General features: G+C 67.6%; 21 protein-coding genes and 1 pseudogene. 11 read left to right on the top strand and 11 right to left on the bottom strand.

Annotated features, from left to right (window positions below; translation table 11 throughout):
• Positions 1-273: 273 nt before the first annotated feature.
• Together AC5RWX_RS08315 and AC5RWX_RS08310 are read left to right on the top strand one after the other, a co-directional pair.
• On the top strand, positions 274-1422 hold the full coding sequence (locus AC5RWX_RS08315; RefSeq protein WP_494097258.1) for a zinc-dependent alcohol dehydrogenase: 1149 nt from the start codon (positions 274-276) through the stop codon (positions 1420-1422).
• A gap of 15 nt (positions 1423-1437) precedes the next feature.
• A complete protein-coding gene (locus tag AC5RWX_RS08310; protein WP_494097257.1) occupies positions 1438-2013 on the top strand; it encodes a hypothetical protein in 576 nt (191 codons plus the stop codon).
• A 76-nt stretch (positions 2014-2089) separates the two neighbouring features.
• Here AC5RWX_RS08310 and AC5RWX_RS08305 read toward each other — a convergent pair whose 3' ends face one another.
• Positions 2090-2686 carry a TetR/AcrR family transcriptional regulator gene (locus tag AC5RWX_RS08305; RefSeq protein WP_494097256.1) on the bottom strand — a complete coding sequence of 199 codons (597 nt, stop codon included), beginning with the start codon at positions 2684-2686 and terminating at the stop codon, positions 2090-2092.
• A gap of 55 nt (positions 2687-2741) precedes the next feature.
• Here AC5RWX_RS08305 and AC5RWX_RS08300 point away from each other — a divergent pair, with 55 nt between their 5' ends.
• Positions 2742-3974, top strand: coding sequence for an MFS transporter (locus AC5RWX_RS08300; protein WP_494097255.1), 1233 nt, complete (start codon positions 2742-2744; stop codon positions 3972-3974).
• On the opposite strand, the gene AC5RWX_RS08295 is transcribed toward AC5RWX_RS08300, so the two are convergent.
• Together AC5RWX_RS08295 and AC5RWX_RS08290 are read right to left on the bottom strand one after the other, a co-directional pair.
• Positions 3971-4267 carry an antibiotic biosynthesis monooxygenase family protein gene (locus AC5RWX_RS08295; RefSeq protein WP_494097254.1) on the bottom strand — a complete coding sequence of 99 codons (297 nt, stop codon included), beginning with the start codon at positions 4265-4267 and terminating at the stop codon, positions 3971-3973. The two genes, AC5RWX_RS08300 and AC5RWX_RS08295, sit on opposite strands and share 4 nt — an antisense overlap.
• Positions 4268-4420: 153 nt before the next feature.
• A complete protein-coding gene (locus AC5RWX_RS08290; RefSeq protein ID WP_494097253.1) occupies positions 4421-4750 on the bottom strand; it encodes a cupin domain-containing protein in 330 nt (109 codons plus the stop codon).
• A 111-nt stretch (positions 4751-4861) separates the two neighbouring features.
• Between AC5RWX_RS08290 and AC5RWX_RS08285 the strand changes: the two are divergent.
• A pseudogene (locus AC5RWX_RS08285) lies at positions 4862-5203 on the top strand (biotin transporter BioY); the annotation flags it as partial.
• 215 nt (positions 5204-5418) lie between these two features.
• Here AC5RWX_RS08285 and AC5RWX_RS08280 read toward each other — a convergent pair.
• Positions 5419-6018 (bottom strand): TetR/AcrR family transcriptional regulator C-terminal domain-containing protein, encoded by a 600-nt coding sequence (locus AC5RWX_RS08280; RefSeq protein ID WP_494097252.1) that lies wholly within the window; start codon positions 6016-6018, stop codon positions 5419-5421.
• A 61-nt stretch (positions 6019-6079) separates the two neighbouring features.
• Here AC5RWX_RS08280 and bioB point away from each other — a divergent pair, with 61 nt between their 5' ends.
• The 5 genes from bioB to bioD are packed head-to-tail and all read left to right on the top strand — an operon-like array spanning position 6080 to position 11474.
• Positions 6080-7159, top strand: coding sequence for a biotin synthase BioB (bioB, locus tag AC5RWX_RS08275; protein ID WP_494097251.1), 1080 nt, complete (start codon positions 6080-6082; stop codon positions 7157-7159).
• Complete coding sequence (locus AC5RWX_RS08270) at positions 7152-8486, top strand: adenosylmethionine--8-amino-7-oxononanoate transaminase (RefSeq protein WP_494097250.1); 1335 nt, start codon at positions 7152-7154, stop codon at positions 8484-8486. The genes bioB and AC5RWX_RS08270 overlap by 8 nt, the downstream gene beginning before the upstream one ends.
• Positions 8486-9616, top strand: a complete 1131-nt coding sequence (locus tag AC5RWX_RS08265) for an 8-amino-7-oxononanoate synthase (protein WP_494097249.1) — start codon at positions 8486-8488, stop codon at positions 9614-9616. The genes AC5RWX_RS08270 and AC5RWX_RS08265 overlap by 1 nt, the downstream gene beginning before the upstream one ends.
• Entirely contained in the window at positions 9613-10704 is a 1092-nt protein-coding gene (locus AC5RWX_RS08260; protein WP_494097248.1) for a cytochrome P450, read from the top strand. The genes AC5RWX_RS08265 and AC5RWX_RS08260 overlap by 4 nt, the downstream gene beginning before the upstream one ends.
• A complete protein-coding gene (bioD, locus tag AC5RWX_RS08255) occupies positions 10701-11474 on the top strand; it encodes a dethiobiotin synthase (RefSeq protein ID WP_494097247.1) in 774 nt (257 codons plus the stop codon). The genes AC5RWX_RS08260 and bioD overlap by 4 nt, the downstream gene beginning before the upstream one ends.
• A 67-nt stretch (positions 11475-11541) precedes the next feature.
• On the opposite strand, the gene AC5RWX_RS08250 is transcribed toward bioD, so the two are convergent.
• Positions 11542-12807 (bottom strand): glycoside hydrolase family 26 protein, encoded by a 1266-nt coding sequence (locus AC5RWX_RS08250; RefSeq protein ID WP_494097246.1) that lies wholly within the window; start codon positions 12805-12807, stop codon positions 11542-11544.
• A 592-nt stretch (positions 12808-13399) separates the two neighbouring features.
• Between AC5RWX_RS08250 and AC5RWX_RS08245 the strand changes: the two genes are divergently transcribed.
• Entirely contained in the window at positions 13400-13885 is a 486-nt protein-coding gene (locus AC5RWX_RS08245) for a hypothetical protein (protein ID WP_494097245.1), read from the top strand.
• A 64-nt stretch (positions 13886-13949) separates the two neighbouring features.
• Here AC5RWX_RS08245 and AC5RWX_RS08240 read toward each other — a convergent pair whose 3' ends face one another.
• From AC5RWX_RS08240 to AC5RWX_RS08225, 4 genes are all read right to left on the bottom strand, one after another.
• The gene (locus AC5RWX_RS08240) at positions 13950-15587 is read right to left on the bottom strand and encodes a zinc-binding metallopeptidase family protein (protein ID WP_494097244.1); all 1638 of its coding nucleotides are present in this window, start codon (positions 15585-15587) and stop codon (positions 13950-13952) included.
• Between the two features lie 104 nt (positions 15588-15691).
• Positions 15692-17419, bottom strand: coding sequence for a thiamine pyrophosphate-binding protein (locus AC5RWX_RS08235; RefSeq protein ID WP_494097243.1), 1728 nt, complete (start codon positions 17417-17419; stop codon positions 15692-15694).
• Positions 17412-19130, bottom strand: a complete 1719-nt coding sequence (locus tag AC5RWX_RS08230; protein WP_494097242.1) for an amidohydrolase — start codon at positions 19128-19130, stop codon at positions 17412-17414. The genes AC5RWX_RS08235 and AC5RWX_RS08230 overlap by 8 nt, the downstream gene beginning before the upstream one ends.
• A complete protein-coding gene (locus AC5RWX_RS08225) occupies positions 19130-20491 on the bottom strand; it encodes an MFS transporter (protein WP_494097241.1) in 1362 nt (453 codons plus the stop codon). The genes AC5RWX_RS08230 and AC5RWX_RS08225 overlap by 1 nt, the downstream gene beginning before the upstream one ends.
• Before the next feature lie 190 nt (positions 20492-20681).
• On the opposite strand from AC5RWX_RS08225, the gene AC5RWX_RS08220 reads away from it, so the two are divergent.
• On the top strand, positions 20682-21605 hold the full coding sequence (locus AC5RWX_RS08220; protein WP_494097240.1) for an Lrp/AsnC family transcriptional regulator: 924 nt from the start codon (positions 20682-20684) through the stop codon (positions 21603-21605).
• A gap of 266 nt (positions 21606-21871) precedes the next feature.
• Here the strand turns inward: AC5RWX_RS08220 and AC5RWX_RS08215 are convergent, their stop codons facing one another.
• Positions 21872-22690: a hypothetical protein gene (locus AC5RWX_RS08215; protein WP_494097239.1), complete on the bottom strand. Its 819-nt coding sequence runs from the start codon at positions 22688-22690 to the stop codon at positions 21872-21874.
• A gap of 152 nt (positions 22691-22842) precedes the next feature.
• Positions 22843-23400, bottom strand: coding sequence for a VUT family protein (locus AC5RWX_RS08210; protein ID WP_494097238.1), 558 nt, complete (start codon positions 23398-23400; stop codon positions 22843-22845).
• Positions 23401-23406: the final 6 nt, after the last annotated feature.

Below are 23406 nucleotides of genomic sequence, written 5' to 3'. Positions count from 1 at the left end.
CGGGCCCTAAGTCGCTGACCGGCGGCTTACGACATTCGTAGACGTAGCCTTCGACGGGCGTTGGCCGCGCTCCCCATCCCTCGTCCAGTCGCCCGCCTGTCTGCGAACCGCAAACCCCGGCTCCTCACCTGTTGACGGCCGCACCCGCCCCTCGGCCCCTCAAGCCTCGACGGCAAGAGGCAAGCATGCTTAGTATTTAGGGCATGCAGGCCGGGCAGAGGGAATCTGCCGCAGGGCCTGCCGTCACCGGCAACCCACTCCTAGGCGGCGATAGTGAAAGCGATGGTGTACCGCGGCCCGTATAAGGTCCGCGTCGAAGAGAAGGACATGCCCGCGATCGAGCATCCAAACGATGCGATCGTGCGGGTCCAGCGGGCGGCGATTTGCGGGTCGGACCTGCACCTCTACCACGGCATGATGCCGGACACCCGGGTGGGGATGACATTCGGGCACGAGTTCATCGGCGAGGTGGAGCAGGTGGGCCCATCGGTACAGAACCTCAAGGCCGGGGACCGGGTGATGGTGCCCTTCAACGTGTACTGCGGATCCTGCTATTTCTGTGCCCGCGGCCTCTACTCCAACTGCCACAACGTCAACCCGAACGCCACCGCCGTGGGCGGAATCTACGGCTACTCCCATACCTGCGGCGGGTACGACGGCGGCCAGGCCGAGTTTGTGCGCGTGCCCTTCGCTGACGTCGGGCCCTCCATTATCCCCGAAGGGCTCGACGACGAGGATGCCCTGCTGATGACCGATGCGCTGGCCACCGGCTACTTCGGTGCCCAGCTCGGCGACATTGCGGAGGGCGACACCGTGGCGGTCTTCGGCGCCGGACCGGTGGGTCTGTTCGCGGCCAAGTCGGCCTGGCTGATGGGCGCCGGGCGGGTCATCGTGATCGACCACTTGGACTACCGGCTGGAGAAGGCGAAAACTTTTGCCCAGGCCGAGACGGTCAACTTCGCCGAGCATGACGACGTCGTCGTACACATGAAAAAGACCACCGACTACCTCGGCGCGGACGTGGTGATCGACGCCGTGGGGGCGGAGTCGGACGGCAACTTCCTCCAGCACGTCACGTCGGCCAAGCTGAAACTGCAGGGCGGCTCGCCCATCGCGCTGAACTGGGCCATCGACTCGGTGCGGAAGGGCGGCACCGTTTCCGTCATGGGCGCCTACGGTCCCATGTTCAGCGCGGTGAAGTTCGGCGACGCGTTCAACAAGGGGCTGACGCTGCGGATGAACCAGGCCCCGGTGAAACGCCAGTGGCCCCGGCTGCTCGAGCACATCCGGAACGGCTACCTCAAGCCCAGCGACATCATCACGCACCGCATCCCGCTGGAACATATCGCCGAGGGATACCACATCTTCTCCGCCAAGCTGGATAACTGCATCAAACCCGTCATCGTCCCGAACGCGGGCTAAGGAAAGGAAGACGCGATGCCTTACCGCGCCGAGAAACCCGGCACCCGGCCCAGCAGCGAAGAACTCCGCGCCCGCATCCCCGGCTGGGGCGCCGACCTGGACCCCAAGGACCGGCCGGCCGTGCCCCGAGAGCGGTTCGACCCGGGCGCTTCCGGCGCGCACTGGGACTTCCCGGAGCGGCAGCCGGAGAAATGGCCGCGCGAGCGCTCCATCGAACACCAGCAGCTGACTCCGGCGTTCGGCACCTCCGCTCCCCCGAAGCTCCTCTCCGGGGCGATGCGGAAATATGCCTACCGCCGGTTCAGCGAAGCCCGCGCCGCCCATTGGCTGATCCTGCTCGCGGCCGACCGGGTGGATGCCTGGGAAAGCCACCTCCGCTCCTTCGCCTCGCTCCGTCCGGACAACCCGGTCACCGAGACCGGCGTATTTGGCGAAATCGGGAGCAAAGCCTTCAGCTCGCGCTTCGGCCGCAACCGCGCCGACGTCAAGCACCAATGGCTGGACCCAGTGATCGTCGCGGGCCCCTGGCTGCTCGCCGGCGGCGCCGCGGCCGCGGTGGCCCTGCGCGCGCTAGCAAAGTCCCGGAAGTAGCCGGTCGTTCTCACCCTGGCTCGTCGGTCACCTTGTTGGCTTTCGGGCCGCTTTGGCGTCGGTTTTTTGCGGGCGGCTAGACCTGATGTGGCTGGCCGGAGCCGGCCCGGATGATGAAGCGTGCCGCCTTGCGCGCGTGCTCCACAGGGCTGCTGGGTTCGCCGCGGAGCAGGCTGCCGAGCACGCCGTTGTAGAGCAGCAGCAGGACCGCGGCAACGGAGGCCACATCCGGGCAGCCTGCCTCCTTCGCCAGCCTCGCCAGCCGCTCGGTGATCATCTGCGTGTCCTGACCGATCAGCTCGAACACCGGGTCATCTTGGCCGTCCGTCGGCGCGGGGCGCTCCGAAGCAGTGGCCAGGAAGCTGCACCATTGGGTCGGATTGGCCGAGGCCCGGAAGGTATCAACGGCATCGAAGACCGCCAGCAGCCGCTCCTCCGGGGTGGTGGCGCGCGCGATCGCGTCGTCCCAGTGCTGGGTCCAGTTGTCCAGCCGCCGTGCGAGTACTTCGCGCAGCAGGTTGTCCTTGGAGCCGAAGTGCTTGTAGAGCGTCACGATCGCCACTCCGGCCGTTGCCGCCACCCGGTCCACGCCGGTCACGCTGATTCCTTGTTGGAAGAACAACTCCTCGGCCGCATTCAGGATGCGGTCGCGGGTATTCAAAGGGGCAGCCATGGGACTAGTATAACGCTCGTTATGGTGTAACGGTCGTTATGCATTCGGAGGCTCGATGAGCAGGGACACTATCGGTCGCAAGACCCGGACGCCCGGGCTCGTGGTGGCGTTCGCCGGGATGCTGTTGATCGCTGCAACCTACGGCATGGCCCGCTTTGGGGTCGGCCTCTTCGCGCCGCTCTTGGCAGTGCAGCGGCCGGAACTAGCCGAGGTCCTCGGATGGGCGGCCGCGGCACAATTTTCCTCGTTTTCACTGGCTGCATTGGCCGCCGCGCGGTTCGTTGATCGCGCGCCTCGTGCCGGCCTGCTGCTCGCCGGGGCCACCGCTGCCCTTGGATGCGTGGGGGTCGCGGCGGCGTCATCACCCTCCATGTTCGTGCTGGCCGTCTTTATCGGCGGAATGGGCGGGGGCTTCGCCTCTCCGGCCTTGGTCCCTGTGATTGACGCGGCGGTCCCACCTAGCACCTCCGCGACGGCGCAGTCGCTGGTGAACTCTGGCACAGCGGTCGGCGTTATTGGCGCCGGAGTGGTGGCCTCGGCAGCCGCGTCGGTCGGTTCGGCCTGGGTGTTCATGGCGGTGATCTGCGCGACGACGGCGGTGGCAGCCTGGTACTCCGCACGGGCACGCGCGGATCTTGGGCTCTCTGCCCGCGCTGCTGCAGGACCGGCATCGAGGCTCCCGGCCAGCAGGGACAGGGAACCGGCGCCGATACTCCAAGCCAGCAGCGGGACGTGGCGTCTCCTGACGGTCCCCGGCGTGGCAGCAGTCATTGCCGGTGTCGGTTCAGCCTTGGTCTGGACGTTCGGACCGCTGCTGCTCACCGAAGCGGGAGCCGTCGCGCCCGAGCGAGCAGGGTGGCTGTGGATCGCCCTAGGCTTGGGCGGTTTCCTTGGTGTCCTCACCGGAGCACTCGTCCAACACCTCGGCACGCGGGGCGGATGGTGCTTCTTCGCCGGCGTATTGGCCCTCGCCAGCACAGGCGTCGCAGTGTCCGTGCTGACAGGCAGCGCTTGGATCGCTTACGCCAGCATGGCCGTCTTCGGCGCCGGCTACATGGGCCTCTCCGGCGTGCTCATCCTTTGGGCCCGCAACGTGTGGCCTGGCAGCGCGGGAGCCGGCACTTCCATGCTGTTCATCGCGCTGGCAACGGGCCAGGCGCTGGGGTCGGCAGGCTTCGGGATGGCCCGCGGGGCCGCGTCATCCTTTGCCCTCGCGACTCTGGCCGCCGGCATCCTCGTCCTCGGCGGCCTTATCGGGCTGATCCGTCGACGGCGGCCCGCCGCCTAGTCTGCGAGTTCGACAACCTCGAACTCAAGCAGCTCCGCGCCGCTGGCGACCGGTTGCTGCACACTGTTGTGGTCCCGCGGCGCCCGGTTGTCGCGCCAGTTCTCAAAGTCCTCGCGCGTGGCCCACTGCGTGTACACAAAGTAGCGGTCCTCGCCGGCGACGGGACGCAGCAGCTGGAAGCCCTCGAAGCCCGGAGCGGAATCAACCGCATGCTTGCGGGCGGCGAACCGGGACTCCAACTCCGTACCCGAACCCTCCGGGACCTTCAGCGCGTTAATGACGACGATAGACACGATGCATCTCCTTTCAGCCCCGGAACACCCCCGCAGGCTACGCTCCCACGCTACCGTGGCATCGCGAGCAGACGCACCCACCTTCATGCTTTTCAAAACCGGGCGGTCTTACACCGGGCGGTCTTACACGGGCTTGCAAGGGTATCGGCCGATCTACTTCAGCTCGATCTCAACGAATACAAAGACGTCAGCGGATTCGTTGACAACGTTGTGTTCGTTGCCCGCCTCGCGGGTGTACGACGCACCGGCGACCAGATCACTGGCCGAGACCCCGTCTCGGGTTTGTAGGGTCAGTGCACCGGTGGTCATTGGTACTACAACGTAGTCCATGGGATGCAGGTGCCAACCGGTTTCCGAGCCCGGAGGAAAGCGCCACTCGGTAACCTTCACCCGTTCGTTGTCTATCTGCACGGTAGGCGTTGCGGCAGGGCGTGTCGCGCCTGTTGTTTGGTTGTCTAAACCCGCCTGCTCCTCACGTTGCATGCTTCTCCTTCAGGTAAGTATTTGCCGTGTGGACCACAATATTCGGTTCGTCGACGGCGGTGCCTGGCCGGGCCGCTCTGGCCGGTCCCGGTCACCGGCCAGACCCTGGCCGTGGTGCTGGTCGGCAGCACCCTCGGCCCGGTGCGCGGGATGCTGGCGATGGCGCTGTATTGGGTTGCCGGTGTCGCCGGCGTGCCGGTGTTCTCCGAGGCCTCCTCTGGCCTGGCCGCTGCCGTCGGCCCGACCGGCGGTTACCTGGTGGGCTTCGTCGCCGCCGCGGCCTGCCGGCTGGCTGGCCAAGCGCAACTGGGACAAGAAGTTCCTGGGCGCACGGTTTCCTTCCTCGCAGGCACCGTGATCACTTTCGCCTTCGGCATGGTGTGGCTGTCCATCTCGCTGGGCGCTGATCTGCAGCAGACGCTCGAGTGGGGCCTGTACCCGTTCATCATCGGCGGCATCGTGAAGTCCCTGATCGCGGCAGCCGCCATGCCCGCCGCGTGGAAGCTGGCCGCCCGGCTGCCCAAGGACTCCACCGGCCGCGCTAAGGGATGCAAGCTCAGCCATCACCCCACAGTGGCTTTCGTACTACCCGGTTTCCATCTGTCCATCGTCTTGACACCCGACCTCAATAGCAGACCTTATGCACTTGCCGGCTGCCTCGATGCGGATCACCGCGCCCGGTGCATCCGCAGCCCTTCAAGCAGCGTATCGACGCCGAAGAGGAACGCTTCGCCATCGGTGTCAGGATCAGGGTGTGGTTCCAGCAGGCCGGATCCGGCAAGCTCGGCCCGGGTCTGTTCCTCTGCCACCGCGCCGAGAATGTAGTGCGTCAGGCTCTTCGCCCCCCAGCGCGCGTGCAGCTCGCTCAGTCCAGTCTCAGCCAAGAGCGCGGTCATTCCATAGAGCGGGGTGAGGGACTCCGGCGCCAGTGCCTGCGCGAGGGAAACGACGTCCGCGCCGTCGCGTACGGCAAGCAGCGCATCGCGCAGATTCTGGGCGGACCGCCGCACGGCGCCGGATGGGTCGCCGCCGGCGTCGCCCACTTTCACGGGCTCCAGGATTCGCTCAGCCAGCACCACCAGCAGTTCCTGCTTGTTCTTTACATGCCAATACAGCGCACCGGGCTGAACGCCGAGGTCCCGCGCAAGCCTGCGCATCGAGAGGTCGGCCAGACCATACGAGCGCAAGATCTCCAAGGCCGTATCAACGATAATCTGGCGCGTCAGGGCCACGTCGACCTCCGTCCTCTCCGTCTCCCGCGATGTCACGTTACCGCGTCCATCATGCACCATCCTTGACAAGCACTCCGGGCCCACCGACTATTGAACGGTGTTCAATTCCTTCCACGATCTGGCCGACCGGCAGCTGGCCGGCGGCACCCTGACCCGCGAGGATGCGCGTGCCATCCTCGCTTCCGACGACTCACAGCTGCTGGAGCTAACGGCGGCAGCAGCAACGCTGCGGCGGGCCCACTTCGGCAATTCCGTCAAGGTGAACTACCTGGTGAACCTCAAGTCGGGCCTCTGCCCGGAGGACTGCACCTACTGCTCGCAGCGCCTCGGTTCGGCCGCCGAAATCCTTAAGTACACCTGGCTCAAACCGGAAGAGGCCGCCGAACAGGCCGCCAGCGGAATTCGCGCCGGCGCCTCCCGGGTCTGCCTGGTGGCCAGCGGCAAGGGCCCCACGGACCGGGACGTGGATCGGGTGGCCACCATGGTCGCCGGGCTCAAGGACGAGCACCCGCAGGTGGAGGTCTGCGCCTGCCTGGGCATCCTCAAGGACGGGCAGGCGGAAAAGCTCAAGACCGCCGGCGTGGACGCCTACAACCACAATCTCAACACCAGCGAATCCAACTACGCCGACATCTGCACCACCCACGAATACACGGACCGCGTGCGCACCGTCAACCACGCCAAGGACGCCGGCCTCTCCCCCTGCTCGGGCCTGATCGTCGGCATGGGCGAGAGCGACGAAGAGCTGATCGACGCGGTCTTCGCCCTGCGCGAGCTGGAGACTGACTCGATCCCGGTCAACTTCCTGATGCCCTTCGAGGGCACCCCGCTGGAGGACACCTGGCTGCTCACCCCGGCGCACTGCCTGCGGATCCTGGCGCTGGTGCGCTTCGCCTGCCCTTCCACCGAACTGCGGATGGCCGGCGGCCGCGAGATGCACCTGCGCTCTCTGCAGCCGCTGGCCCTGCACGTGGCCAACTCGCTCTTCCTCGGCGACTACCTGACCAGCGAGGGCCAGGCCGCGAAGGCGGACCTGGAGATGATTGCCGACGCTGGCTTCACCGTCCTGGCGCCCGCCGGCCCGGTAACTTCTGCGGCCGCGGACGACGACGGCGCACCGTCACCGATTTCCATCCGGCGCCGCGGCGCCGGGACGGAGCTTGCCCCCAATGCCTGAGGCAGTGCTGTCCGGCACAGTGCTGCTTGCGCGCGACCGTGGCCTGCTCTGGCATCCGTACGCCCCGCTGGATGGGCCGGCACCCTACGCGGTTACCGCAGCGGACGGCGTGCGGCTGCAGTTGGAAGCCGCGGACGGGGCGCGTTTCGAGGCGGTGGACGCCATGAGCTCCTGGTGGTCCACAATCCACGGCTACCGGCATCCCGTTCTTGACGATGCGATAGGCCGCCAAGTGGAGCGGTTCAGCCACGTGATGTTCGGCGGGCTCACGCACGAGCCTGCCGTCCGGCTGGCCGAGCAGTTGGCGGAGTTGGCCCCGGACCCGCTGCGGCACGTGTTCTTCGCGGACTCCGGTTCGGTCTCCGTGGAGGTCGCGCTGAAGCTGGCCATCCAGTACCAGGCCGCAGCCGGACGGCAGGGCCGGCACGCGTTCCTGGCGCTGCGCGGCGGCTATCACGGGGACACCTTCGGTGCGATGAGCGTGTGCGATCCGGTGGACGGCATGCACTCGGCCTTCCCCTCCCTGCCGGTCCAGCATTTCCTCCCCCGGCCGCCGGCCACGCGGCTGGACGACGGCGGCAGCCTGGTCTCCGACGGCGCAGCGGTTGCCGCCTGGACCGCGGAGCTGGAGGCCGCCGTCGCCCGCCACGGACACGAGCTGGCCGGGATCATTGTGGAACCGGTGCTGCAGGGCGCCGGCGGAATGCACGCCTACTCGCCCGAATGCCTGCAGGCCCTGCGCCGGGTGGCCGACGCGCACGGGCTACTGCTCATCTTCGATGAAATCGCTACCGGCTTCGGCCGCACCGGCAAGCTCTTCGCCGGCGAATGGGCAGGAGTGGTCCCGGACGTCATGTGCGTGGGCAAGTCCCTGACCGGCGGCTACCTGACCCTGGCCGCGGTGCTGTGTTCGACGACGGTCGCGGACGTCATCACAACCTCCGAATTCCGGGCCCTCCTGCACGGGCCGACCTTCATGGCCAACCCGTTGGCCTGCGCGGTGGCCTCGGCCTCACTGCAGCTGCTGGAAACCGCCGGCTGGCAGGAGCAGGTGCGCGGCGTCGAAGCCGGCCTGCACGCGTCCCTGGCCCCGACGTCCGGACTCGGATCCGTCCGGGACGTGCGGGTGCTCGGCGCCGTCGGCGTCGTCGAACTCCACGATGCGGTGGACGTCCCGGCGGTCACCCGCGCGGCCCTGGCGCACGGGGTCTGGGTGCGCCCGTTCCGCAACCTCGTTTACACCATGCCGCCGTACGTCTCTACGCCGGCTGACGTGGCGGCGATCGGCGCCGGCATCAGTGCCGCCGTTAAAGAGGTGCACGGCTGATGGGTTCCATGCAGGACTGGCTCACAGAGCAGGCCAAGGTGCGCGCGCGGCGCGGCATCACCCGGCATACGGTACCGCGGACCGGCGCCGTGCTGGACCTGGCCTCCAATGATTATCTGGGCCTAGCCGCGGACCCCCGGCTGCGGGCCGCCGCCGTCGCCGCCATCGAACATCACGGCACCGGCGCCCGCGCTTCCCGCGTGGTCACCGGCACGCAAGCGGTGCACGAGGAACTCGAGGCCGAACTGTGCGCGCTCACCGGCCCGCCCGCGGCGCTGGCCTTCTCCAGCGGCTACGCGGCGAACCTGGGCATCCTCACCGCTCTCGGCGGCCCCGGCACCCTGATGCTGACCGACGAGCACATCCACGCCTCGCTGATCGACGCCGCCCGGCTCTCCCGCTCCCCAGTCGAGGTCTTCCCGCACGGCGACCTGGATGCCTTGGAGCGGCGGCTGGCCGCGCGCAGCCAGCCGCGCGCCGTCGTCGTCATCGAATCGATCTACTCGGTGCTGGGTGACGCCGCGAATGTGTCCGCCGCTGCGCGGCTGTGCGCCGAACACGACGCGCTGCTGGTGGTGGACGAGGCGCACGGGATCGGCGTTGCCGGCCACGGCCGCGGCGCCGTCTACGCCGCGGGGCTGGCCGGAGCGGAGCATGTGGCGGTGACCGCCACGCTGTCCAAGGCCTTGGGCAGCCAGGGCGGGGCCGTGCTCGGCTCCCCCGCGCTGCGCGAGCACCTGGTCAATACCGCGCGGAGCTTCATTTTCGACACCGGGCTGGCCCCGGCCGCGGCCGCTGCTGCCGCGCAGGCCTGCCGCATCATTGCCGACGAGCCGGAGCGCGTGGCCGCCGTCGGACGCAACGCGGCGCTGATCGCCGCCGGCCTGGGCATCGAGCAGGCTGCGGGCGCTGTGCAGTCGGTGCCCGTCGGTTCGCCGCAGCGCGCCGCGGAACTGGCCGCCAGTTTGGAGGACGCCGGTGTACTGGTGGGCTGCTTCCGTCCGCCGAGTGTGCCGGACGGGATCTCGCGGCTGCGGCTAACCGCCCGCGCGGATCTGGCCCCCGAGCAGCTGCGCTACGCCTTTGGCCTCATCAATACTCTGCTTTTCCGAACGGAGGTGCCCGCGTGAGCCAGGGCACGAGCTATCAGGTCATCAGCGACCCCGAACAGGTCCGGCAGGTGCTGCGCCGGGTGGACGATTTCCTGCCCACCAACGCACTGACCTCGGTGGTGCCGCTGAGTCCGGCGGCCCTGCGGATCCTGAGCCGCAGCCGCTTCGCCCTGCCGCCGGTGCTGGCCTCGGCCACCGGGGAGCTGCACCGGACGGTGCGTTCGGTCGTGGCGGGCTTCTTCACCCCCGCCAAGGTCGCCGCCATCGGCCCGCGGGTGCGCGAACTAACCCGCAAACATGCCGAAGCCGCCGCCGCGGAGCTTACGCACGGCCCGGTGGACCTTGCCCAGGCTGTTGGCGCCCACATCCCGCCGGTGATCATGCAGGAACTGACCGGCTTCGAGCTGCCGGACCCGGAAGTGCTCAAGCGCTGGAGCCGGGATTCGCTAGAACTTTTCTGGGGCTGGCCGGATCCGCAGCGTCAGGTGGAACTCGCCGAAACCGCCGCCGAGTTCTACACCTGGCTGCGGGCGGAGGTCACCGCCAGCCACGGACGCGACAACCTCTTCGGCGCACTGCACACGGCCGGGCTCCGGACCGCCGAGGTCTGCTCGCTGGGCTACTTCCTACTCATCGCCGGGCAGGAAACGACCGCGCTGCTGGTCGGCACCGCCCTGTACCGGGCGCTGCAGGATCCCGTTGGCTGGCAGTCGCTGGCCTCCGGCGGCTCCGGAACATCGCTGGTGCGCAGGGTGCTGGCCGAGGAACCGTCCGTGCACACCTGGCGCCGGGCCGTCCCCCGCGACACCGTCCTGGACGGCACGGCGCTGCCCGCGGGATCCGAAATCCTGCTGGAACTGGCCGGCCACCACCCGCCCGATGCCGGCCCCACGGCGTACTCGCTGTCCTTCGGCTACGGGCTGCATCGCTGCCTGGGCGCGAGGCTGGCCGAACTAGAAACCGTCCTGGCCCTGGAGGAAACAGCCCGCGCCCTGCCCAACATACGGCTGAGCGGGCCGGAACCTGACTGGCTGCGGCTGCTGTCCTTCCAGGCGCCGCTGTCCGTCACCGTGGAAGCGGCGGCACCGGAAGGGAGCAACCGGTGAGGCCCCCTGGCGCGGGCCTGCCCGCCCTGCCCCGGGTCCTGTTCGTGACCGGCACGGACACCGGCGTGGGCAAGACCATGACGACGGCGGCGCTTGCCGCGGCGCTGTCGGCGGGCTCCCGCGCGGCTTCCCTGAGCAGCCGTCGTTCGGTCGCGGTCTACAAGCCCGTCCAAACCGGCGTTCTGGCTGAGGAGGCCGGGGACATCGAGGAGGTCCGCCGGCTGGCCGGGATCGACGACGTCCTCGAAGGCGCCCGGCTCCGGTTACCGATGGCCCCGGTCCCCGCAGCCGCCCGCGAGGGCGCTTCCCTGCCAGTGCGGGCTGAGCATGCCGAGACCATCCGGACGCTCGCCGAGGGTTTTGACCACGTGCTGGTGGAGGGGGCCGGCGGGCTGCTCGTCGAACTCGAGCCGGGATATTGCCTCGCGGATCTGGCTGCTGACCTCGTCGAGGAGACAAAGACGGCGGGCGCCGGCGGCAACAGTGGGCACCCGGCGGGTATCGTCGTCGTGTGCCGCAGCGGGCTCGGGACGTTGAACCACACCCTGCTCACGCTGGAGGCACTCCAGCGCCGGTCACTTCCGGTCGCTGGGCTGGTGGTCGGCGCCTGGCCACAGGAGCCCACCGACATTGAGCTGGACAACCAGCACTACCTGAGCGACCTTCCCGTTCCGTTCCTGGGGATGATCCCTGCAGATGCCTCGACGCTGCCTCCGGCAGAATTCCGCGTCCTGGCTTCCGAATGGTTCGGCGGATCCGACGAGGGCTGAACACGGTGGCAGTGCTCGCGTGTTCAGCCACCCCGCCCCCCCCGTTCGTCCAGAGGGCGGTTGCCGGTTATTTGGGTCGGGCTGCGAGGGCTTCGGCGAGCGCCGTGGCGGAGGCTTTGCTGCTGTCGATGCGCCAGTCGGTTTCCTTGTTGAAGTGGAACCAGACCAGGGCGGTGATGTCGGGCTGCTGGGCCAGGTAGTAGACCAGATCCTTGTTCCAGGCCGCCTTGGAGCCGCCCGCTTCGGCGGAGGATGTTTCGGCGATGAGGATCGGTTTCCCCGGGGCCAGCGAGCGGAGTTGCCCGAGCCCGTCGGCGAAGAGCGCCCACGGCGGGGTCCAGGTGCTCCACGCGGCGGAGGTTCCCCAGTTGTAGCCGTCCAGGGCAACCGCATCGACGAAATCCGCGCCGGGGTAAAGTCCGTCCAGCAGCGTTGATCCGGCGTAGGGCACGTTCGGGTTCCAAACCCAGGTGATGTTCCGGGCGCCGGTGGACGAGACCACGTCGTGAACGTGCCTCCACGCCGCCGCATAGTCGCCGGCGGTATTGCCGTTGATTCCTTCCGACCAGGGGTACCAGTTGCCGTTCATCTCATGGCCGAAGCGCAGCATCACCGGGTGGCCCCAGCGGGCCAGTTCTGTGCCCCACTCGCGAAGGTAGGGGTCAAAGTCTCCGGCGGTGATCCGGTCCAAAGAGAAACCGGGCTGTTCGGTGCCTCCGCCCCAGGTCCACGGCTCCCAGGTGAGCAGGGTGACCGCGCCTCGGGAGCGGACCGCTTCCAGTTCGGTGATCGGCGGGGCCTGGTTGAAGTCTTTGTAGGAGAGGATGATCGATGGCGCTTCGCCGACCAAAGCGGCGGCTGCGTCGAGTTCGGCCGAAGCCAACGGGCCACCCGGCGTTCCCAGGCCGAAGCGAAGCGGCGCTTTGCTGATCGAAGGCGCCGAAGGGGCAGGAGATGACTGGGTCTGTACCGGTTCCTCCTGTGTCACCGAGGGGCTGCTGTAGGTGAGCGTGAAGGGAGCCGATGCGCGGACGGTGGCTGCCCTGGCTTCGATCAAGACAGTTGCCTGCTCGGCCTGAGGTATGACCAGCGTCGTCTGGAAGTATCCGGAGGCACTGGCAACAAACTTCACCGGTTCAGTTCCGCCGGTGAGAGTTCCGGAAGACTTCTTGGGGAAGCCTGTGCCAGTAACCGTGACCGAGGTTCCTGCCGGCCCCGATGAGGGGCTGAGTGTTATGGCGGCTGTGGCTGCATGCGCGGGGGCAATGCCTCCCGTCAGCAGCGCGAGTGCCACCAGGACCGGAACTATTAGAACGTTTACCCTCAGGCGCATGCGGGGACTCTCCAGTGCAGGAATAAGAAGAAGGGGGAGCAACTGCGCGGTTTGCATCCGCAGGTGCGGCGCAACGCTATCCGAATCGTCAGAGCAGAACAAATGCAACTCACGGCACATAAGTCGAGACGATCCGGGCTGTGGAATTCCCCGCCGGGCATCCTCTCACTCGCGCCGGAGCGCGACGACGGTTGTGTTGTCCTCATGCCCCTTCATGCCGGCGTAGGCAATGGCACGGTCAACTAGCTCCTCCGGCGGGAGGGCTACACCACCGCCGGTGCAGGGCATGCCCCTCCCCCTGTGATGCGGCGCGTGAATTCCTAGCTGCCCTCCTCCGCAAGCATCCTCAGTGCAGTCCGCCCCACGTGTTCATAGTGCTCCACAAGATGGACGACGGCGGTGCCCACCTCCATCAATCCGCGGCTTCAGGCACTGCCTGACACGTCTCGCACCGGCAAAGACGCAGCTTTTGGAAAGCTGCGACAGGCTTTCGGCAGGTTATCCGCAAGGCAGGCGTTTGCGGCGGGGCCGCTCGTTAGTTTCGAGAGGTGGCAGGCACTGGGCCGGCCACCCTACCCAAACAGGAGTACACATGACTGCAATCCGCAAGATCGCCGCTGGCTTCCTCGCAGCCGCCCTCCTGGCCGGCGGAAGCGCCACCGCCGCGTCCGCCGCTGACCTTGAGCCCGTCACCGACCCGGTCATCACCGCACCCGTCAGCGCCGAGCCGGCCGTGACCGAGGCCGATGTCAAAGCCGCCAAGGCCGCGTTCAAAGCAGCGCAGAATAATGCCCGCACCACCGAACAGCAGGCCCGCGCCACTGCGGCTGCCGAGCTGAAGTCCGTGTCCAAAAAGGCGAAGCTCGCCAAGGGTAAGGTCGTGAAAGCCGCCCAGCTGGAAGTGAAGAACCTGCGCGCGGCACAGACCGCTGCTCTGAAGGACCTCCGCGTCAAGAACCGCGTGATCGTCAACGAAGCCCGTACTGCCTTCCAGTCCGTTGCCGACGCTTACGAGGCGCAGCTCGCCGCCACGCAGCCGGTTATCGAAGAGCCCATCGTCGAAGAACCTGCCGTATAACCTGCGAACAGTCATGAGGGGTGCCGTCCCACCGGGGGCGGCACCCCTCATGTTTTTCAGGATGCTACAGCGATTGCGGGTGCCAGGTCCTTTGGCCAGTGCCGGCGCCGAAGCCGGTGCCCTCGGCCGGGGCGTAATCGGGCCAGGCGAGGCCGGTGGGTGGCATGAAGTCGGCGGGGAGCAGGGCTTCGGTGGGGTCCTCGGCCTTGCGCTGCTTGAACTCCTCCGCGGCCGAGGCCAACAAGTCCGGCGAGGTGAGCATGTCCACGAAGGTGCCGGCGATGGTCTTGCCGGCCACTTCGATGGTCGGGTCGATGGCGGCGGGGATGCCGCCGAGGGCGTTCATGACCCAGCCGGGGTAGGCGCCCTTGCCGGGGGCGGGCTTCAACGCGGGCCGGGAGATGTAGAACCGGACGGTCGGGGCGTAGTGCGTCATCTCCACGTAGTCGTCGCTGGTCCAGTTCTTCTGCCACGGGGCCAGGTGCTCGCGGAGCGCGGACTCGGCGTCCTGCGGGGAGATCAGCGATTCGCACTCGTCCAGGAACGGCTTCTCCATCGGCTCGATCCCGAGTCCTGACTGGATCTCACGCGCGGCGGCCACGGCGTCGTCGTCATATGAGGGAGCGCCGACTTCCTCAAGGTTGTTGTACAGCGCCTGCGCCAGCACATGGTTGGTAATGCCGGGGCGGTTGCGGGCCACCCAGGTGGTCTCCACCCGGCAGTGTGCCATCGCGGCGGCGTGTTCGGCGTTGCGATCCAGCACGGCCAGCACGTGCTCGGCCATCTCCAGCGTGGGGCAGCGCCAGGAGTACTGGATCTGCGCGATCCGCGCCGGCAGGTTGTCCGCGGTCGCCTGCCCGGAGCCGAGGATCGCGTCGGAGAGGCTCCAGCCGCCGAAGCTGGGCAGCATGGCGTCCTGCATCACCCGCGAGCTGGTGTACATCTGCATCAGCGCCACGTTCGCCCCCGGGGCCCGGGCGGCCGAGTGCGACGCCGGGATCGGCGAGTTCGGGTTGGCCGAGAGCTGCCAGGTCTCCGGCTCGTCGCAGATGAACGAGTAGACCTTGGAGTAGTAGGAGCCGCACTGGGTGTCCCAGCGGGCGGTGTTGCACAGCGGCAGCATGTAGAACGGGTGGAAGCTGACAATCGCGTCCACGCCGTCGTAGTAGCCGCGCAGCCCGTGCACCACCTTGGAGCCCTGCACCTTCTCCGCCGGTTCGCCGGTGTAGCGCAGAGTGCCGGCGATCCCGTGCACCTCCATGGCGTGCTTGGTGCCGAGCAAGCCGGCCAGCGTGGAGATGCCCAGCGCCGAGTGCGGGTCGGTGTGGCCCGGGGCGAAGGCGCTCAGCCCGTCGCGCGGGGTCTCCTCGGTGGTCGCGGCCTGGCAGTTGCCGGGCACCGCGTCGTACTCGGCGTAGGTCAGCAGCACCGGCCCGCCGCTGCCCTGCGTCCAATCGGCCTTGAACGCGGTGGGCATGCCGCCGCTGCACTCTTCCACGTCGAAACCCTCGGCGCGCAGCCGCTCCACGTACCAGGCGGCCGAGCGGTATTCGCGCCAGGCCGGCTCGGCGAGCTCCCAGATGTGACGGTGCCAGTCGGAGAGCCGGTCCATGTTGGCGTCAATCCACTCCCGCGCCGTCGCCTTGGCTTCGGCGGCGAGGCCTGCGGGGACGGTTGCGGTGACTTCCGGGGTGGTGCTCACGGGTAGGTCCTTTCGGGTGGTGCTGTTAATAAGGTGCAGAGAAAAGTACGACGGCGGTGCTCGGCTGGGGGAAGGCCGGCACCGCCGTCGTGGCATGGGTGGTGTCAGGCAGCTTCGAACAGGTGCGTGGGGACGTGCAGGAGCCGTACTCCCCCGGCGTCGATGGCGGCCGCGAGCGCCGGCGCGAACTCCTCGGCGGAAGAGATCCGTTCGCCGTGGCCGCCGAAGGCGGTGGCCAGGGCGGCCCAGTCGGGCTGGACCAGGTCCACGCCCACCGGCGCGATCCCGCGGTCCAGTTCGTTCTGCCGGATCTCGCCGTAGCCGCCGTTGTCCGCGCAGACCACCACCAGGTCCAGCCGCTGCTCCACCGCGGTGGCCAGCTCCTGGACGGCGAACATCAGCGCGCCGTCGCCGAGCACGCAGACCACCGACCGGTCCGGCGCGGCTAACTTGGCGCCGATCGACGCCGGCAGGCCGTAGCCCAGCGTGGCGTAGGCGGGCGTGTACAGGAACGAGTGGGCCCGCTCCTGCGGCACAAAGCTGGCGGTGCCAAAGTACGTCACCTGCGAGGAGTCGCCGCCGAGGATGGCGTCGGCCGGCAGCACCGAGGCAACCTGCTCGGCGAGCGCGGCCAGCGGCGGGGCCAGCTCGCGCGCGGCCTCGCGCAGCACCGGACGCAGCCGGGCCACACGGTCGGCGCCGCTCTCCGCCCGCGGCGGGACACCGCCGTCGTAATTTTCCTGCAGTGCGGCGAGCAATTGGGGCACGACGGCGGCGCTGTCGCCGACCAGCGGGACGTCAGCGGCGATGTTCTTGGCCATCTGGCCGGGCAGGATGTCCACCCGGACCACCGTGCCGCGCGGCTGCAGCTGGTTGAACCAGAGTTCGGCCTCGCCCACCTTGGAGCCGATGACCAGCAGCACGTCGGCCTCCTCGCAGAGCTGCTGCGCGGCGGGCAGCCGGATGTCCGAACCCAGCGCCAGCGGATGCGATTCGGGCACCGCGCCCTTGCCGTTGAGCGTGGTCAGCACGGGGGCATCCAGCGCTTCAGCCAACTGCAGCAACGCGTTACCGGCGCGCAGCGAACCGCCGCCGGCCAGCAGCACCGGGCGGCGCGCCTCCGCGAGCAGCTGGGCGGCATTGCAGATGGCCTGCGCCGAGGCGCCCACCGGATCATGCGACGGCTTCGCCTCCAGCAGGTCCGCCGGGCAGTCGCTCGGGCCTTCGAGCACGTTGAGCGGAACCTCGATGTGCACCGGCCGCGGCCTCCCGTAGCGGAACAGCTCGAACGCGTCGTGGATGGCCTGCGCGGCCTCGGTCCCGGAGTGGACGCGGCGCGACCACTCCACGATCGCGCCGGCGGCCCCGGTGGCGTCCTTGGTTTCGTGCAGCGCGCCGACGTCAGCGAACTCCTCGCCCTCGGGCACGCCCGGGGACAGGATGATCAGCGGCCGCGACTCGCAGTAGGCGGTGCCGGCTGCGGAGAGCGCGTTGAGCAGGCCCGGCCCGGAGGTGGTGATCACGACGCCGGGCAGCCCGGTCTGCTGCGACCAGCCGTCGGCGCCATACCCGGCACCTTGTTCATGCCGGCTGGTCACAGCGCGGATGCCCAGCGGCACCAAGTGCCGGTAGAACTCCAGGTTGTGCGTGCCGGGGATGCCGAACACCGCGTCGATCCCGTAGTTGCGTAGCAGCGTCATCAGGCTCAGGCCCACGTTGTCGGCCACAACGCCGTCGGGAAGTTCGACGGCGTGGGCGGGCTGGGTGCCCGGCCCGGCTGCGTCTTGGGTCGGCAGCGATCCGGCTTGTTCAGACAGCGCCTGCTCAGACATGGCCGCCTCCGGCGAGCGCCGGTTCGCTGGTCCTGCCGGGCTCGGCCTTAAACTGAGCCTTGCCGCCCACCCAGGTCTGCAGCACCTGAATCTGCGCGATGGTCTCCGGATCCACGGCCAGCGGGTCGGCGGAGAGCACGGCGAAGTCCGCGCGCTTGCCCACCGCCAGCGAGCCGAGGTCGTCCTCCCGGCCCAGCGCGCGGGCGCCGTTGAGCGTATGCCCCTCCAGCGCCTCCGCGGCGGTGATCTTCAGCGTGTCCGGCCCCAGCTTGTGGCCGCGCCGGGTCACGCGGGTGACCGCGGCCTGGATCGCTTCCAGCGGACGCGGCTCGGCCACCGGTGCGTCGGAGCTCAGGGTCACCGGCACGCCGGCGTTGATGAACTCGCCCAGCGGGTTGAACCGCTCCCCCGGGGTTCCGACCGCGGCGGTCACGCCTTCGCCCCAGTTGTAGTAGTGCTGCGGCTGGTTCACCGGGAAGATGCCGGCGTCGGCCATCCGACGGATCTGCTCCGGCGTGGGCAGCCCGCAGTGCTCGATCCGGTGCCGGGCGTCGGAGTCAGGGTGCTCGGCCTGCGCGGCCTCGATCGCGGAGATCACCATCTCCAGCGCGGTGGGAGACTGGGCATGCGTGGCGGTCTGCAGCCCGGCCGCGTGCGCCTTCAGGATCAGCGCGGCGTAGTCGGCCGGGTCGTGGTACAGCTGGCCGGTGCGGCACGGGTCGCCCACGTAGCCGTCCGGGAAGTACGCGGTCCAGCCGCCCAGCGTGCCGTCCGCGTAGAACTTGAAGCCGGCGAAGCTCAGGTGCGCGTTGCCGAACGCCCCGGTCATGCCGATCTCCAGCCCCTCCTCCAGCAGGTGGGAGAGGAAGTACATGCTGTAGCGGATCTTCAGCTGGTCGGCCTCGGCCAGCCGCAGGTACATGTCGAACTCGCGGCGGGAGACCTGGGCGTCGCCCACCGTGGTCACGCCGCCGGCCAGGAAGTCCTGCTGCGCCGCGGCCAGCTGGCGCAGGTGCTCGTCCGGCGCGTCGGCCAGGTGGAAGTTGGGCCCGTGGTGGCCCACCTTCACGCCGCCCAGTCCGGTAAGGATGTTGCAGGCCGCGTCGGAGAGCTCGCCGGTCAGCTCGCCGTCGGCGTCGCGGAAGAACTCCCCGCCTGCCGGGTTGGGGGTGTCCCGGGTGATGCCGTTGAGCTCCAGCGTGTAGCTGTTGACCACGCCGCCGTGGCCGGAGGCGTTCATCAGGTAGACCTCGCGGTCCGCGGCCACCTGGTCCAGCTCCTGCCGGGTGGGGTGCCGGCCCTCGGCCAGGTTGCGGTGCTCGTAGCCGTAGCCGCGCACCGGCTGCCCGGCCGGCGCGGTCTCCGCAGCCGCACGCAGCAGCGCCACGATCTCCGGGATGCTGCCGGCCTTATCCGGCCCGCAGTCCACCCAGGTCTTCATCTGCCCGTACATCAGCGGGTGCGCGTGCGGGTCCACGAACCCGGGCACCACGACGGCGTCGCCCAAGTCCCGGTGCTCCGGCTCGCGCAGCCCCAGCCCGGCAGCGGTCTGGCGGCATTCGGCCTCGGTGCCCACGGCCGCCACCCGCCCGGCGGCGAGCAGCATCGCCGTCGCGCCCTTACCGGACGGAACAAGGGTGTGGATGGTGCCGGCGGTGACCAGCAGCGGCTGGAAATCGGCGCCGTCGTCGAACGTCTTCAGCTTGCGCATTACTTAAAGCTCTCTTTCTTCCACATACCTTCGGTGCCGGTCCCAGCAGGCCCGGCAGCATCGCCGTACACGTCGTCGTCAACGTGCTGCGGCGCGATCGCCAGGCAGACGAGGCCCAGCGCGCCCATCGCGGCGAACAGCCCGATCACCGACCACACCGTGCCGGTCGCGTCCCACAGCAGCGTGGCGGCCAGCGGGGACAGGCCGGCCCAGAGGGCGGCGGCCAGGCCGTAGGAGAGCGAGATGGAGGTGTAGCGCGCCTGCGGCTTGAACAGCTGGGACAGGATGGTGGCCACCGGGGCGTAGGTGAAGTTCATCGCCACGCGGACCACGGCGAAGGCCACGAAGATCAGCCATTCCGGTCCGGTGGACATCAGCAGAAACTGCGGTACAACGAACACCACGGAGCCGACCAGACCGATGGCCATGACGCGCTTGCGGCCCCACTTGTCGCCCAGCCAGGCGATGCCCAAACAGGTGACCAGCTCGCAGAAGGCCGCCACGGACATGGCGTTCAGGATCAGCGTCTCGTTCAGGCCCACCGACGGGTCGGTTCCGTAGGCGGTGGCGAACGTGGTGGCCAGGTAGTAGCCGCCGGTGGAGATGGGCAGCAGGCCGATGCCGATCAGGATCGGCTTCCAGTTGTTGCGCAGCGCGTACTTGATCGGGACGGACTGCTCCTTGCCTTCCACCTTGTCCTCGAAGACCGGGGATTCCTCCACCCGGTAGCGGACCCAGAAGCCCACGGCGATCAGCACCACGGAGAGCAGGAACGGGATGCGCCAGCCGCCGTCCACCAGGAACGTCTCGCCCTGCGCGGACAGGATGCCGAAGATCAGCGTGGCGCCCAGCGCGCCGGCCGGGTTGCCCAGCTGCGCGAAGCCGCCGTAGAACGTCTTGTACTTCTCCGGCGAGTGCTCCACCGCCATCAGCACGGCGCCTCCCCACTCGCCGCCCACGGCCAGGCCCTGCAGCACGCGCAGCACCACCAGCAGCACGGGGGCCAGCGCACCGATGTTCTCGTAGGTGGGCAGCAGGCCCACGAACACGGTGGACAGGCCCATCACCAGCAGCGTGATCACCAGCGACGGGCGCCGGCCGAACTTGTCGCCGATGTGCCCGAAGATGACGCCGCCCAGCGGCCGGACCAGGAAGCCCACCGCGTAGGTGGCGAAGGCCGCGGCGATGCCGGCCAGCCGGTCCGCCTCCGGGAAGAAGATGGGGCCGAACACCAGGGCGGCGGCCGTGGCGTAGATGTAGAAGTCGTACCACTCGATGGCGGTGCCGACGAAGGCCGCGAATCCCGCGCGGCGGGCCCGGGCGTGGCTGAACTGCGGCCGGGTTGCTGACGTGTGTGACATGGTCTTCCACCTTAAGGTGTGGGCATGAGTGCCGTTGTGATCTATGCGACCATAGGGCCCAAATCACAATCCAACAAGAGCAGAAACTTTGCGTTACGGACGGTTGAATTCAGTTTTGCGCAGGTTCTCGCGCAGTATTTTCCGGAAGCACTTGTATGTGGGCTGGATCACTGGATAATTGACGACGGCGGTGCTCACTTGGGAGGTTAAGGAAACTTTGGCGGACAACGGCGAAACGATCGACACAAAGCTGGTCCGCGCTCTCCAGCAGGAGGGCCGGGCCAGCTATCAGGACCTGGCGCGTGACCTGGGCTTGCCCCGGGCCACGGTCTCCGCCCGGCTGCGGGAGCTGCTGGACACCTATACCGTGCGGGTGGTGGCCGCCGTGGACCCGGCGTTCCTCGGCCAGCACGTGATCGCCCACGTCTCCGTGGTGGCGTCCGGCCCGGTCCGCCAGATCGCCGAGCGGCTGGCCGAATGGCCCGAGGCTGTGCTGGTCTCCGCGGTAGGCGGCATGCACGACTTGGTCGCCGAAATCCGCGTTTCCACGCACGACGAACTGCACGGCGTGCTGACCCAGCTCCGCGAACACCCCAACGTCGCCTACATCGACACGCTGGTCTACACCCGCCTGGTCAAGGGCTTCTTCCTCTCGCAGTACGCCGGCGAGGTCACCATCGACCACGTGGACACCCAGCTCATCGAGATCCTGCAGCAGGATGGCCGGACCAGCTACCGGGACCTCGCCGCCGCCGTGGGGCTCACGCCCACCGCCGTTCGGTCCCGGGTGCAGCGGCTGCTGGACGCAGGGATCATCCGGATCAGCGCGGTGGAATCCCGCGGCGCCGGCGGCCGGCAGCTCTCCATGGGCGTTGGCCTTAATCTGTCCGGCGACAACGACGCCGTCCTCGAACTCCTCCGCACCTCATCCCACGTGGAGTTCGTCGCCCAGACCGTCGGCCGCTTCGACGCCATCGCCACCCTCGCCGCCCAGTCCCCCCGCGACCTCCTCGCCCAGCTCGAAGAAATCCGCAGCCTCCCCGGCGTCCGCCGCACCGACTCCTGGCTCCACCTCGAAGTCATCAAGGAAGACTATGCCCGACGCATTTCTTAGTACTGGCATCCCTTAGGCAAGTACAACCCTCAGCGATCACCATTCACCCTGATCCCGACTTAGCGGGAGAATGTGCGCTGGCCCTTATATCTAGGGATGCCCAGATCAGCAGGCCACCGGCGAGCGTGTCGAACCCAGTCGTCATTTGGCGAGACCTAGTTTGGACCAATTATGAGTACACGACGCAACGCGACACGAGCGGCAGGGAACCCAATGGCGAATCCGCAACTAGCGGAAACCCCAACATCCAGTCGAACAGTCCTGCCCTAAACCTGACCCGGTCGGCGCCGAGCCTCTATGGCGAGCCATTCAGGATCCCTTTGAGCCAGTTCGGTGGCACCGATTATGGCATTGAGGATCGTAGCCGGTTCGGGAACTCCGCTGGCCTCTTCGGCAGCATCGCAAAGTAGTGCGTCAGCTACCCGAGGACTGTGCACGATTGAAGTGGCCGCATCCGTGAGCCAGTACCGGAAGACACTAGGGGTGGGAGTTCGGCGTATGGCTACAGTGTACTCCGCTGTCTCGGTCAGTAAGTCCAGAGCGAACTCTGGATAGTAATAGAGGATACGCAGGTCTTTGAACACAACTGCATGGCGGCTTCTCATCATTGTGCACTCTTCCCACGCCCGCCGTAACGCGAAATGTCTGCGGGCTGAATCGTACGCAAGACCGACTTGCGATGCTTCGAGTTCCTCTCCATCAGTTTCGAGCACGCCATCCGTGAACTGGATAGGTCCCCCAGCAGTTTCTCCGTCGTCAAACTCGATCGAAGTCCTAGAGAGCGTGACCGAGCATGGTCTTCCACCGGTGTGGATCTCTCCCTGGAGGGTCGTTGCTTGATAGACATAGTCATTCTTCAAAATGCCGACAATGCCAGCGTCCTCCAAAATCCCGATGGACCACTCGAAGAACTTCTGCTCTTCCCGGCCCCTCAGGGTCTCGTAGGTCTCAATCGAAAACGCCTGCGGAGTTGAGGATTTCGCTTCTGAAAGTTGGACTACCGGAAGCGACAAGATCCAGAGTGGCGGCACGCACACACCTTCCGCGGAATAACCTGCTGGATGACGGGTCTGTTCCTGGCTCATGTGAGGATGCTATTTGGACCCACTGCTAAAGTCAGCAAGGGACGCAGCCCTATTGGTGCTCGGCGACCCTGAGGCGCGCATTAGCTTAGCCCTCCTCTATCATTTATCGGCTTACCGGTCCTGTTACGTGTAGCGCTCCACTCCACTGTCGGTCACGCCATTCGTGCTTTGCGCCACGCACGAAAAGCTACAACTAGAACGACCGCAAGAACCGTCACCACTAACTTGCCAACCATTTGTCCCGCCAGTGCCTGGCTCACGGAAAAACCCGCAATAGTCAAGAAGATTATGGTGTCAACGAATGATCCCACGATATTAGAGGCAACTGCAGCGCGGATGTAGCCGCGTTTCCTGAGAGGCGTATAAACGGCCAGATCTGCGACCTCAGACGTCAAGAAAGCGACGGCGGATGCGATGGCAATGAGTGGCTCGGACAGCAGGAGGGACAGGACGGCACCCATAACTATCAGGCCTAGCGTCCAGATCTTGCCAGCAGAGTCCTGTAAGGCGTCGCGCAAAACGAATGTAAGCCCGGCGAAGTAGGTACCGGCGGTTGCTACCAAGCCGAAGCCGACAGGAACCACACCGTATCGCGAGGTCACGAAATTCGCCGCCAGAATGCAAGCGAGCAGGCCAACCGCCGAACTGAAGGCCACTATCAAGTTCCTTCTGCTGCGAGAGCGAGCCTGGTGGTTAAGGGTCAAGGTCATGGGTGT

It is taken from the genome of Arthrobacter sp. SPT-J7 (assembly GCF_059089965.1).
Note: the sequence above shows the minus strand (reverse complement) of the source record. Positions and strands in the feature narration are given on the sequence as shown.

Bases quoted from the DNA above. Each gene is read 5' to 3' on its own strand.
- AC5RWX_RS08310 (WP_494097257.1), top strand. From the start codon at position 1,438: ATGCCTTACCGCGCCGAGAAACCCGGCACCCGGCCCAGCAGCGAAGAA.
- AC5RWX_RS08235 (WP_494097243.1), bottom strand. From the start codon at position 17,419: ATGTCTGAGCAGGCGCTGTCTGAACAAGCCGGATCGCTGCCGACCCAA.
- AC5RWX_RS08300 (WP_494097255.1), top strand. From the start codon at position 2,742: ATGAGCAGGGACACTATCGGTCGCAAGACCCGGACGCCCGGGCTCGTG.
- AC5RWX_RS08215 (WP_494097239.1), bottom strand. From the start codon at position 22,690: ATGAGCCAGGAACAGACCCGTCATCCAGCAGGTTATTCCGCGGAAGGT.
- AC5RWX_RS08305 (WP_494097256.1), bottom strand. From the start codon at position 2,686: ATGGCTGCCCCTTTGAATACCCGCGACCGCATCCTGAATGCGGCCGAG.
- AC5RWX_RS08270 (WP_494097250.1), top strand. From the start codon at position 7,152: ATGCCTGAGGCAGTGCTGTCCGGCACAGTGCTGCTTGCGCGCGACCGT.
- AC5RWX_RS08265 (WP_494097249.1), top strand. From the start codon at position 8,486: ATGGGTTCCATGCAGGACTGGCTCACAGAGCAGGCCAAGGTGCGCGCG.
- AC5RWX_RS08290 (WP_494097253.1), bottom strand. From the start codon at position 4,750: ATGCAACGTGAGGAGCAGGCGGGTTTAGACAACCAAACAACAGGCGCG.
- AC5RWX_RS08250 (WP_494097246.1), bottom strand. From the start codon at position 12,807: ATGCGCCTGAGGGTAAACGTTCTAATAGTTCCGGTCCTGGTGGCACTC.
- AC5RWX_RS08230 (WP_494097242.1), bottom strand. From the start codon at position 19,130: ATGCGCAAGCTGAAGACGTTCGACGACGGCGCCGATTTCCAGCCGCTG.
- AC5RWX_RS08245 (WP_494097245.1), top strand. From the start codon at position 13,400: ATGACTGCAATCCGCAAGATCGCCGCTGGCTTCCTCGCAGCCGCCCTC.
- AC5RWX_RS08210 (WP_494097238.1), bottom strand. From the start codon at position 23,400: ATGACCTTGACCCTTAACCACCAGGCTCGCTCTCGCAGCAGAAGGAAC.
- AC5RWX_RS08225 (WP_494097241.1), bottom strand. From the start codon at position 20,491: ATGTCACACACGTCAGCAACCCGGCCGCAGTTCAGCCACGCCCGGGCC.